The following is an 11701-nucleotide window of genomic DNA, read 5'->3' on the forward strand; positions in this document are numbered from 1 at the left end:
ACCCAATGTTTCAGATCGGCCGGCCTGTCAATCAGGCGGGCTTGCGCGTGCCGCCGCGCGCCGTCGGCGCGTCCTCGTCCAGCAGATCCTCGACGGGGTCCAGGCCGAGATCGTCGTCCTGGAGCACGCGCCAGCCCGAGCCCTCGAGATCGGCATACTGGCCGTTGCGCATGCACCAGAAGAAGGCGGCGAGCCCGGCGAGGCCCAGCCCGAGCGCCAGTGGGAACAGGATGACGAGGATGTTCATGATGCGGCCTTGGTGATGGGCGCCGCCGGCTGCCGCGCCGCGCGAAGGGCGTTGAGCGTGACGACGAGCGAGGAGCCGGACATGGCGGCGGCGGCGACGAGCGGCGTCGCGAACCCTGCGATCGCCACCGGGACGGCGATGGCGTTGTAGAGAACGGCGAACCAGAGGTTCTCCATCATCAGCGTGCGCGCCTTGCGGGCGATGGCGATGGTGGCAGCGACCGGTGCCAGGCTGTCGCCGAGGAAGACGATGTCGGCGGCCGCCTGGGCGAGATGGGTCGCGCTGATCGGCGACATCGAGACATGGGCCTTGGCGAGGGCGGGGGCATCGTTGAGCCCGTCGCCGACCATCAGCACCTTGCGGCCGGTCTTCGCCAGATCGTCGAGGACGTGCAGCTTCTCGTCGGGGCGCAGTCCCGACTGCCACTGGGAGATGCCGAGATCACGCGCTACGGCGGCGACGGCGCTTTCGCGGTCGCCGGAGAGGATGATCGGCTCGAGGCCGAGGCGACGGAGAGACTCGACGCAGGCGCGTGCCTCGGGGCGCAGCTTCTGGCCGACGGCGAAGACGGCCTCCCGGTCGCCATGCCGCCAGGCGATCAGCGAGGCGGTCGGCAGGTCGGCTGCGACGCGTTCGGCCAGGGCTTCCGCCCCGCAGAAGGCCGGGCTGCCGAGCCGCATCTCGACGCCGTCGACCAGGGCCGAGAGGCCGAGGCCGCGATGCTCCTGCGTCTCGGCGAGCGGGGCGCGGCTGCCGGCCGCGCGGCTGATCGCCTGGGCGAGCGGATGCCGGCTGGCTGCGGCGAGCGCAGCGGCGGCGGCGAGGCTGTCGGCGGCGATCTCGTCGGCATTGAGCAGGTCGGGCTCGGGCAGGGTGAGCGTTCCCGTCTTGTCGAAGACGACGAGGTCGGCCTCTGCCAGCCGTTCCAGCGCGTCGCCCTCCTTGAGCATGACCTGGCGGCGGAACAGGGCCGAGGCCGTCACGACCTGAACGGCGGGGATGGCGAGGCCGAGCGCGCAGGGGCAGGTGATGATTAGCACCGTGATCGCGATGATCAGGGCTTCCTGCCAGGCGAGGCCGAAAGCGATCCAGCCGACGAGGGTCGCGAGCGCCGTGGCGTGGACCAAGGGGGCGTAGAGGCGGGCGGCCCGGTCCGAGAGGCGGACATAGCGCGAGCGGCTCTCCACCGCCTGGCTCATCAGGCGCTCGATCTCGTCGAGCAGCGTGCCGGCACCGGCGGCGACGACGCGGACTCCGAGCGCGCCCGTGAGGTTCATCGTGCCGGCATGGACCTGCGCGCCGGCTTGGATCGGCGCCGGATCGGTCTCGCCAGTGACGAGGCTGCGGTCGATCTCGGAATGCCCGGTCTCGACGATGCCGTCGACGCAGACGCGCTCGCCCGGCTGCACCAGCACAAGGTCGCCCGGCACGATCGCCGCGATGGGCAGGGTTACGGTGGTGCCGTCCGCCATCAGGCGGGTCGCGGTCTCGGCCTTGAGCGCGGCGAGATTACCCGCGAGGTCGCGGGTGCGCCGCCGCATCATCTGGTCGAGATAGCGGCCGATCAGCAGGAAGAAGATCAGCATCACCGCGCCGTCGAAATAGGCGTGGTCGGAATGGTTGGCAGTCTCGACGACGGACATGCCGAGCGCCAGCACGATGCCGAGCGTGATCGGCACGTCCATGTTGACCGCGCCGGCGCGCAGGGCCCGCAGCGCGCTCTCGAAGAAGGGGCGCCCGGCATAGGCCGCCGTCGGCAGGGCGATCAGGGCCGAAAGCCAGTGGAAGAAGTCGCGCGTGACCGGGCTGATGTCGCCATTGGCTCCCGACCACACCGAGACCGAGAGCAGCATGATGTTCATGGCGGCAAAGCCCGCCACGGCGAGGTAGCGCAGCAGCCGCCGCTCCTCGAGCGTGACGCTGTCGCGCTCGGCCGAGGGCAGGAAGGGATAGGCCTTGAAGCCGAGCGCGCCGAGCCGCTCGATCACGGCTTCCGGACGCAGCGTGCCCTCAGTCCACTCCACGGTGACGCGCTTCAGCGCGAGGTTGACGCGCGCCTTCAGGATCGCGGCGTCCTTGCCGAGGCCGTTCTCGATGGCGTGCATGCAGCCCGCGCAGCGGATGCCCTCGACGGCGAGCTCCATGCCCGCGACCCCGCCCTCGCCATGGCGTACGAAGACGGAGAGATCCTGCTGCGTCGCCACGGGGTCAGTCCTCCAGCACAATGCGACTGCGGGTGACGAAGACCGTCTCGTCGCCGCGCCGCGCGATGATGGCGAGCGTCCAGCCGCCGGCATGGATCGCGGCCATGTCGGCGCGGTAGGTTCCGGGCGCAGCCTCGGCGAGCGCGGCTTCCCGGTCCTCGCGGCGCGTGGCGGGGTGCTCGAGGCGCGCGGCTACTGACAGCCCCGTGACGGGCGCGCCCGCACGGTCGCGCAGCGACAGGTTCACGACGGCGTCGGTTCCGCTGCGACGAAGGCGTGCCTCGGCCGTCCAGCCGCGCGCGGCCTGCTCCTGCATCCGTGCGATCTCGCCGTTGTAGCGCTGGCTGGTCTCATAGGCGCTCTTCACGTCCACGCCGGGCATGGTGCTGATCGCGACCGTCATCATCAGGCCGTTGACGCCGGCGACAACGACGAAGAAGCCGACCAGCGTCGCCGCCACCATCCGGCCGCTCAGGCGGAAGGGGCGGTCGTTGCGCGGCGGGGCCGGCGCGATCAGGTCCACGGGCATGATGAAGGCTCCACAGCAGGACATGGCGTGCCCCCTCAGGGCGCGATGAAATGGTCGGTGGCGGTCACCATCTCGCCGGCGAAGAGATCGGCGGCGGTGAAGGTGATCGTCTGGGTCTTGTCGGGATGCACATCCGGCGGCAGCGTCACCAGCACGCGCACCTCGCGCGAGGAATCCGGTGCGACGGAGACAACGGGGCGCAGATCCGCCGTGGCGGCAACGCCGACCGCCTCGATCCGGATGCCCGGCAGGCCGTGCACCGTCAGCGCGACGGGGCGTTCGTCGGGCCGCTTGTTGAGGATCCGAATCGTGTACGCGTTGCGGATCGAACCGTCGCTCAGCCGCACGAAGAGCGGCGAGCGGTCGTGCAGCACCGAGAGCTCGACGGTGCGGCGGGTCGCAAGCTGCCAGACCATGGCGCCGCCGACCACGAGGATCAGCGCGGCATAGATCATCGTGCGCAGGCGCAGCGGGTTGTAGACGGGGGTCTCGCCGGCGATGCGCCGCTTGACGTTGTCGTCGGTGTCGTAGCCGATCAGGCCCTTGGGGCGGCTGATCTTCTCCATCACGTTGTCGCAGGCGTCGATGCACAGCCCGCACTGGATGCAGTCGAGCTGGGCGCCGTCGCGGATGTCGATGCCGGTGGGACAGACGGCGACGCATTGGCGGCAGTCGACGCAATCGCCCGCGGGCTGGCCCTCCTTGCGCAGACGCTCGGCCTGTTTCACCGAGACGCGCGGATCGCCGCGGTCGTAGCGATAGGTGACGTTTAGGGCCTCGTCGTCGGTCAGGGCCGCCTGGATGCGCGGCCAGGGGCACATGTAGTTGCAGACCTGCTCGCGCATGATGCCGGCGAGCGCATAGGTCGTGAAGGTCAGGATCGCGATGAAGGCATAGGCCGTCGTCGAGGCCTGGAAGGTCGCGAGATCGCGCACCAGCGTGGGCGCGTCGGCGAAATAGAGCACCCAGGCGCCGCCGGTCCACCAGGCGATCATCAGCCAGACGAAATGCTTGGCCGACTTCCGCCAGGCCTTGCTGACGGTCCACGGCCCCTCGTCGAGCTTGATCCGCTCGCGCCGGTCACCCTCGAAAAACCGCTCGACCGCGAGGAACAGGTCGGTCCAGACCGTCTGGGGGCAGAGATAGCCACACCAGACGCGGCCGGCGACGGCGTTCATCAGGAACAGCACGAAGGCGGCCATGATCAGCAGGCCGGTGAAGTAGTAGACCTCCTGCGGCCAGATCTCGATGAAGAAGAAATAGAAGCGGGCATTGGCGAGGTCGGCCAGAACCGCCTGATTTGGCAGGTTCGGGCCGCGCTCCCAGCGCAGGAAGGGAAGCAGGTAGTAGACGCCGAGGCAGAGCCCGAGGATCAGCCACTTGGCACGCCGATAGGGGCCGGACACGCTTTGCGGATAGACCTTCTTCGTCGGTGCGAAGAGCGGCAGATCCCCGAGATCGGTCTCCTGAAGGGCCATGGCTACTGGCCCCCTCCCAGCGAATGGACATAGATCGTCAGGGCCTTGACCGTGGTCGGGTCGAGGCGCTGGCCCCAGGCCGGCATCACGCCGGCGCGGCTGTTGGTGATGGTCTCGGTCAGCGAGGCCATGTCCATGCCGTAGAGCGAGATCGCGTCGCTGAGGTTCGGCGCCCCGAGCTCCTTGTTGCCCTTGCCGGCGTCGCCATGGCAGGCGGCGCAGTTCGTGGCGAAGAGCTCGCGGCCCTTGACCAGGTCGGCGCCCTGCTCGGTCGGCAGGCCGGCGAGTTCGCGGACATGGTTGGCGACGGCGCGGATCTCGGCGGGCTTCAGCACGCCATCCTTTCCGAAAGCGGGCATCTGGCTGATGCGGCTGTCGGCATTGCCGGCAACGCGGACGCCGTTCTGGAGCGTCTGGTGGATCTCGGCCAGCGTGCCGCCCCACAGCCAGTCGTCGTCGTTCAGGTTGGGATAGCCCTTCGAGCCGCCCCCGCCGACGCCGTGGCAGGCGGCGCAGTTGTCGCCGAAGGCGGCCTTGCCCTGGGCCATGGCGATGCGGAACAGCGACGGGTCGGCCTTGATCTGCTCCAGCGAGGCTTCCGCCAGGCCGCTGGACTGGGTGGCGCGATGCTGCTGCAGCAGAGCGAGATCCTTGGCGATCTCGATGCGCGAGGCATAGCCGATGACGCCCTTTGTCGCGCCAGTGATCAGCGGCCAGGCCGGGTAGACGACCCAGTAGCCCACCGACCAGACGATGGTGGCGTAGAAGATGCCGAGCCACCAGCGCGGCAGCGGCGTGTTGAGTTCGCGGATCCCGTCCCACTCATGGCCGGTCGTGGACACGCCGGTATGGGCGTCCACCTCGTGATGGTCCTGATGCTGAGCCATGGTTCAGTCGTCCTGCAACGGGGTGCGGGCGGCCTCCTCGAACCGGGCCCGGTTGGCCGGCCAGAAGGCGTAGACGCAGACGGAGAGAAAGATGCCGACGAAGTAGAGGAGGCCGGCGGACTGCGCGAAGCGCGCGAGCCACTGATAGGTCGTGTCCATGGTCCCCTCGCTCAGCGGATGTTGGCTTTGTTGTCGTAGAGCTTGAAGTCGACGAGCGTGCCGAGCACCTGGAGATAGGCGATCAGCGCGTCGGCCTCGGTGATACGGGCCGGATCGCCGTCGAAATCGCGGGCCTGGACCTTGGGGTAGCGCGCCTCGAGCTCGCCGGCCTTGGGGTGCTCCGGCGTGGCCTGGGCACGCAGATCGGTGGCGGCCTGGGCGATCATCTCGTCGGTGTAGGGCACGCCGCCGCCGCGATTGGCGCGCAGCTCATCGGCGATGTCGTCGAACTTCAGCTCGTTCCTGGTCAGGAAGGGGTAGCCGGGCATGATCGACTGCGGCACCAGCGAGCGCGGATCGGCGAGATGGGCGCGCTGCCACTCGTCGGAATACTTGCCACCGACGCGGGCGAGGTCCGGCCCCGTGCGCTTCGAGCCCCACTGGAAGGGCTTGTCGTACATGCTCTCCGCCGCCAGCGAGTAGTGGCCGTAGCGCTCGATCTCGTCGCGCAGCGGGCGGATCATCTGGCTGTGGCAGTTGTAGCAGCCCTCGCGGACATAGATGGCGCGGCCGGCCAGCTCGAGCGGGGTGTAGGGGCGCATGCCCTCGACCTTCTCGATCGTGTTCTTCAGGTAGAAGAGCGGCGCGATCTCGACCAAGCCACCGACCGAGATCACCAGCAGCACGCCGATGATCAGGATGATGGAGTTGGTCTCGAAGATCTTGTGCTTGGACCAGAGCGACTTGCGCGGGGCGTTGTGTTCGATGCTCGTCATGGAAGCAGTCCTTACTCGGCCGGCACGAGGGCGGGCTGAAGCGGGGCGTTGTCCTGGGCGCTCTCCGGCTCGCCGCTGCGGATGGTCATCCAGACGTTGAAGACCATGATCAGCGCGCCGGTCAGGAAGAGTGCGCCGCCCAGCGCCCGGATGACGTAGAAGGGGTGCATCGCCGCGACCGTCTCGATGAAGGAGTATTCGAGGAAGCCGAGCGAGGTGTAGGCGCGCCACATCAGGCCCTGCAGGATGCCGGAGACCCACATCGCCGAGATGTAGAGGACGATGCCGAGCGTCGAGACCCAGAAGTGCCAGTTCACCAGCTTGAGCGAGTAGAGCTCCTTGCGGTTCCAGAGCCAGGGAACGAGGCAGTAGATCGCGCCGAAGGAGATGTAGGCGACCCAGCCCAGCGCGCCGGAATGGACGTGGCCGATGGTCCAGTCGGTGTAGTGCGACAGCGAGTTGACCGCCTTGATCGACATCAGCGGGCCCTCGAAGGTCGACATGCCGTAGAAGGCCAGCGAGACGACCATCAGGCGCAGCACCGGGTCGGTGCGCAGCTTGTCCCAGGCGCCCGAGAGGGTCATGATTCCGTTGATCATGCCGCCCCAGGAGGGCATCCAGAGCATGATCGAGAAGGTCATGCCCAAGGTCTGCGCCCAGTCGGGCAAAGCGGTGTAGTGCAGGTGGTGGGGGCCGGCCCAGATATAGATGAAGATCAGCGCCCAGAAGTGGATGATCGAGAGGCGGTAGCTGTAGACCGGCCGGTTCGCGCGCTTGGGCACGAAGTAATACATGATCGCGAGGAAGCCGGCGGTGAGGAAGAAGCCGACCGCGTTATGGCCGTACCACCACTGGAACATCGCATCCTGCACGCCCGACCAGACGATGTAGGACTTGGGCGAGAGGATCGAGACCGGCAGCGCCAGATTGTTGCCGAGATGCAGGACGGCGATCGTGACGATGAAGGCGAGGTAGAACCAGTTCGCCACGTAGATGTGGGGTTCCTTGCGCTTCGCCAGCGTCAGCAGGAAGACCAGCAGATAGACGACCCAGACGATGGTCAGCCAGAGATCGGCATACCATTCCGGCTCGGCGTATTCCTTACCCTGGGTGATGCCGAGCAGGTAGCCCGTGCCGGCGATGACGATGAAGAGGTTGTAGCCGAGCACCACGAACCAGGGCGACAGATCCCCGGCGAGCCGGGCGCGCGAGGTGCGCTGGACGACGTAGAAGGAGGTCGCGATCAGCACGTTGCCGCCGAAGGCGAAGATCACCGCCGAGGTGTGGAGCGGGCGCAGCCGGCCGAAATTCGTCCAGGGCAGATCGAAATTCAGCACTGGGAAGGCGAGCTGGAGCGCGATGATCAGGCCGACGGTGAAGCCGGCGATGCCCCAGAACAGCGAGGCCAGCGTCGCGAACTTGACCGGGTCCATGTTGTAGTTGGGCCGGCCGTCGATCTCCTGCGGCGCCGGACCGGTGCCCGGCTTGAAGCAGCGGTTGCCGATCAGGAAGATGCTGCCGAGCGCCGCGGCCATGCCGACGGCGGCATGGAAGGCGTAGGGGCCATGATCGGTCTTCGCGGCGATCAGCAGAAGACCCAGGAAGGTCACTGCGGCGAGCGCCATGCCCACCATCTCGCCCATCGTCGCCTGTCGGATCGGATTGCCCGTCGTCGCCATGCCCAGCCCCTGCTCACCCTGCGGCGCTGTTCGCGCACGCTGTCATGGACGAGGCTTAGAGGGGGCGGTGCCGGCTAGCTTTGATCGATATCAAGCTAGCCGGTGGACGGCGTGTCGCAGTCTTAGATGAAGAGGTCCTTGCTCAGACGACGAGGTCTTTCGGCGGCACCGGCTCGCTGCGCGAGACATGGGCGATGTTGGCGAACATCCGCGACACGGTGGGGGCGAAATTGTCCGCGGCCATGGCGGCCAGATGCGGCGTGACCACGAGATTGTCGAGCGTCAGCAGGTCGCTGTCGGCCGGCAGTGGCTCGATGGCGTAGACATCCATCGCGGCGCCCGCGATCACCCGGTTGCGTAGGGCGACGACCAATTCGGCCTCGTTGACGACGCCGCCGCGCGCGACGTTGATGAGCACGGCGGTTTTCTTCATCTTCGCGAAGGCCTCGCGACCGATCAGGTTGGTGGTCTCCGGCGTCAGCGGGCAATGCAGCGAGACGATGTCCGCCTGCGCCAGGATCTCTGCCATCGTGGCATAGCGCACGCCCAGAGCCGCCTCTTCGGCCGCGTCCAGCGGCTGGCGCTTGCTGTAGAGGATGGTGCAGCCGAAGCCCCGGAGCAGCTTCGCGACGTTCTGGCCGATCGCGCCGAAGCCGATGAGGCCGACCGTCTTGCCCGACAGCATGAAGGTCTCACCCGGAAGGCTGCCGGTGCTCCAATGCCCCTTCTTCAGCTCGGCATGGCCGTAGCCGATATAGCGCAGAGCCGAGATCATCAGCCCGAGCGCGAATTCGGCAACGGGGAGCGCATTGCTGCCCGTGGTCCGGGCGACCTTGATGCCGAGTTCCCTGGCGGTGGCGATGTCGATATTGTCGTAGCCGACGCCCCATTTATGCAGCAGCTTCAGCCTCTTGCCTGCGCGCAGGACGTCGCCGGAGACGGCCACCTGTCCGGAGATGGCGTAGTCGGCCTCTGCGATGATCTCCTTCATGTGCTCGTCGCCCCGGGCGGTGCCATGGGTCAGCACGAAGCCCGGCGGCAGCAAGGCTCGCAGCTTCTCGGCACGCGCCGGCGTGGTCATGTCGAGGAGGCAGATGGTCTCGGTCATCGTCTCGTTCCGTTGTCAGATCGTGAAGCGGGCGCCGGCGCGGGCGAGGCCGCCCGAGATCGCGACCGGGGTGCCGTCGGCGCGCCAGCAGGCGGCGCCGGTGAGCGTGCCGTCGTCACCGAAGCGGATGGCGTTCATGCCGCCGGCGATTCGCGGCATCCGGACGATGCGGTGGCCGCGCGCGCGCAACGCGTCCGCGACGCTTTCGGGAAAGGCCTCTTCCAGCTCGAGCGCCCCGCCTTCTGTCCAGATGCGCGGCGCCTCGACGGCTTCCTGCAGGCTCATGCCGTGGTCGATCAGATTGACGATCGCCTGCAACGCCGAGGGGAAGATGCGCAGCGCGCCGGGCAGGCCGAGCGCGAAGGCGAGCCTGCCGTCCTTCAGCACGATCATCGGCGCCATCGAGGTGAAGACGCGCTTGCCGGGCTCGATCGAGAGCGCGCGGCCGGGATGCGGGTCGAAATTGAACATGTAGTTGTTGGCCAGCATCCCCGTGCCGGGGATCTGGGTGCAGGCGCCGAACAGGCCGTTGATGGTCTGTGTCGCGGTGACGACGTTGCCGTCGGAATCGGCGACGGTGACATGGGTGGTGTCGTTGGATTCGCCCGGCGCCAGACCCGCAGACCAAGTCTTGGCCTCGTCCATGGCGATGAGCGCGCGGCGTTCGTCAGCATAGGCCTTGTCGATCAGCCGGGCGACCGGGACCTTGACGAAAGCGGGGTCCGCTGTGGCCACGGCGCGGTCGGCGAAGGCGATCTTCAGCGCCTCGGCCAGGAGATGGATCGCGTCGGGCGAACCGAAGCCGAGCGCGCCGATGTCGTAGCCCTCGAGGATGTTCAGCATCTGCGCGATATGGACGCCCGAGGAAGCCGGCGGCGGCGGCCCCAGGATCTCATGGCCGCGATAGCTCCCGCGAATGGGTTCGCGCGTCTCGACGCGGTAGCCGGCCAGATCGTCCGGGCCGATCAAGCCACTATTCGCCGCCATGAAATCGGTCAGCGCCTTGCCGAGCGGGCCGCCATAGAGCGCGGCGGGGCCGGTCTCGGCGATCAGGCGCAGGCTTTTGGCGTAATCGCTCTGGACCAGCCGCGTGCCCGCTGGCAGGGCCTGACCATCGCGCAGGAACAGGGCCGAGAGGCCAGGATCGCGTGAGAGATCGGCGACATTGTCGGCAATGCAGCTGGAGAGATAGGGCGTGACCGTGAAGCCGCGCCCGGCAAGCGCGATGGCCGGCTGCAGGACGTCGGCCAGGGGCAGCGTGCCGAAGCGGGCGAGCGCCTCGCACCAACCGGCCAGCGCGCCGGGCACCGCGACGGCCTTGGGACCGACGACGTTCTCGCGGTCGCGCACGTCGCGCTGTTTGTCGATCTCGTCGGATAGGCAGTCATACATGTCGGGCGTGGCGCGCCGCGGCGCGGTCGAGAGCCCGTCCAGCACGACATGGCGGCCATCGGCCATGCGGATATGGGCGAGCCCGCCGCCGAGGATGCCGACCATCATTGGCTCGACCACGGTCAGCGCGAAAAGTGCGGCCACCGCCGCATCGACCGCGTTGCCCCCCGCCAGCAGCATCTGGGAACCCGCGGCCGAGGCGAGCGGATGGTTGGTGACGACCATGCCGCGCGAGCCCGTCGCCGGCTTCTTGTCGCAGGTGAAGGGGGTGACGCGGGGGGCGCGGGCGGTGGGGGTCATGGCAGGTGTGCTTCTGGAGGGAGGTTGGGCTGCGACACCATCGCCCGTTCCGACGAGGCTGGGGAGGGCCGCCGCGGCATGCCGCGGCGGCGTCAGGATCAGGCTTCGACCTTGCTGGCGAAATGCGCGATGAAGCGGGCGCAGATGTCGGTCAGCTTCTCGGTCAGCGCGGCGCCGGTCTCGGCCGAGCAGAGGCGCGGATCGCCCTTGGCGACGCCGAGATTGTAGGTCTCGTCATATTCGTTGGGCATCGCGACCTCATGGCCCTCGAAGCTCGCAAGCCCCAGCCCGGTGAAGGGCAGATCGAGGATGGGGTCGCGCTTCAGCGGCTTGGCGTCGGGGATCAGGTCCTTGCGGATCAGCTCGGGGAAGAGGTGAAGGCCGATCGAGGTCAGCGGGTCGGCGCCGTGGCCGGCGACGGCGGCGGCCTTGTCGGCTCCGCCGAGGATGCCCGGCAGCAGGCCGTAGCCGATGCGCCAGAGATAAAGGCTCGGCAGGACGATCTGCTCGCGCAGATAGAGTTCGCGGGCGACCTCCGAGATCGGCCCGACATTGCCGCCATGGCCGTTGATGACGATGATCCGGGTGAGGCCGTTGCGGTGCAGCGAATCCACCATCTCGGCGATGACGGTGGTCAGCGTCGCCTGCGAGATGGCGATACCGCCGGTCATCGAGCCGAACCAGTCGGCGCCGCCGAAGGGCAGGACGGGCGCCACCAGCGTGCGCGTCCCGGCCTTGCTGGCGCGGATGGCGGCGAGCTCGGCGATCTTCTCGGCCAGCAGATAGTCGCCCATCGGGGCGTGCGGGCCCTGGTCCTCATGGCTGCCCATGGGGAGCAGGATGATGGGGTTGTCCTTCAGGATCTCGCGGGCCTCGCCCCCGGTGATCGTGCCCATATGGACGAGGGGGTCGGTTTTGGCAGCCATGGGACGGTGTCCTTGC

11 protein-coding genes are annotated in these 11701 nt (G+C 68.1%); all 11 read right to left on the reverse strand.

Annotated elements, in window-relative coordinates; translation table 11 throughout:
• Nucleotides 1-31 precede the first annotated feature (31 nt).
• On the reverse strand, nucleotides 32-247 hold the full coding sequence (gene ccoS / locus ABIE41_RS10530; protein WP_192644419.1) for a cbb3-type cytochrome oxidase assembly protein CcoS: 216 nt from the start codon (nucleotides 245-247) through the stop codon (nucleotides 32-34).
• A complete protein-coding gene (locus ABIE41_RS10535) occupies nucleotides 244-2451 on the reverse strand; it encodes a heavy metal translocating P-type ATPase (protein WP_192644420.1) in 2208 nt (735 codons plus the stop codon). The genes ccoS and ABIE41_RS10535 overlap by 4 nt, the downstream gene beginning before the upstream one ends.
• 4 nt (nucleotides 2452-2455) lie before the next feature.
• Nucleotides 2456-2980, reverse strand: coding sequence for a FixH family protein (locus ABIE41_RS10540; RefSeq protein ID WP_192644421.1), 525 nt, complete (start codon nucleotides 2978-2980; stop codon nucleotides 2456-2458).
• Between the two features lie 35 nt (nucleotides 2981-3015).
• Complete coding sequence (gene ccoG, locus ABIE41_RS10545; protein ID WP_192644422.1) at nucleotides 3016-4458, reverse strand: cytochrome c oxidase accessory protein CcoG; 1443 nt, start codon at nucleotides 4456-4458, stop codon at nucleotides 3016-3018.
• 2 nt (nucleotides 4459-4460) lie between these two features.
• Nucleotides 4461-5345 (reverse strand): cytochrome-c oxidase, cbb3-type subunit III, encoded by an 885-nt coding sequence (gene ccoP, locus ABIE41_RS10550; RefSeq protein WP_192644423.1) that lies wholly within the window; start codon nucleotides 5343-5345, stop codon nucleotides 4461-4463.
• A 3-nt stretch (nucleotides 5346-5348) separates the two neighbouring features.
• Complete coding sequence (locus ABIE41_RS10555) at nucleotides 5349-5504, reverse strand: cbb3-type cytochrome c oxidase subunit 3 (protein WP_192644424.1); 156 nt, start codon at nucleotides 5502-5504, stop codon at nucleotides 5349-5351.
• An 11-nt stretch (nucleotides 5505-5515) separates the two neighbouring features.
• Nucleotides 5516-6280 (reverse strand): cytochrome-c oxidase, cbb3-type subunit II, encoded by a 765-nt coding sequence (gene ccoO, locus ABIE41_RS10560; RefSeq protein WP_192644425.1) that lies wholly within the window; start codon nucleotides 6278-6280, stop codon nucleotides 5516-5518.
• Between the two features lie 11 nt (nucleotides 6281-6291).
• Nucleotides 6292-7959 (reverse strand): cytochrome-c oxidase, cbb3-type subunit I, encoded by a 1668-nt coding sequence (ccoN, locus tag ABIE41_RS10565; RefSeq protein WP_192644426.1) that lies wholly within the window; start codon nucleotides 7957-7959, stop codon nucleotides 6292-6294.
• Between the two features lie 142 nt (nucleotides 7960-8101).
• Nucleotides 8102-9067, reverse strand: coding sequence for a 2-hydroxyacid dehydrogenase (locus ABIE41_RS10570; RefSeq protein WP_192644427.1), 966 nt, complete (start codon nucleotides 9065-9067; stop codon nucleotides 8102-8104).
• Nucleotides 9068-9082: 15 nt separating this feature from the next.
• Nucleotides 9083-10759 (reverse strand): gamma-glutamyltransferase, encoded by a 1677-nt coding sequence (gene ggt / locus ABIE41_RS10575; protein ID WP_192644428.1) that lies wholly within the window; start codon nucleotides 10757-10759, stop codon nucleotides 9083-9085.
• Between the two features lie 98 nt (nucleotides 10760-10857).
• Complete coding sequence (locus tag ABIE41_RS10580) at nucleotides 10858-11685, reverse strand: creatininase family protein (protein ID WP_305679408.1); 828 nt, start codon at nucleotides 11683-11685, stop codon at nucleotides 10858-10860.
• Nucleotides 11686-11701 lie beyond the last annotated feature (16 nt).

It is taken from the genome of Bosea sp. OAE506, from assembly GCF_040546595.1.
GTDB lineage: Bacteria > Pseudomonadota > Alphaproteobacteria > Rhizobiales > Beijerinckiaceae > Allobosea.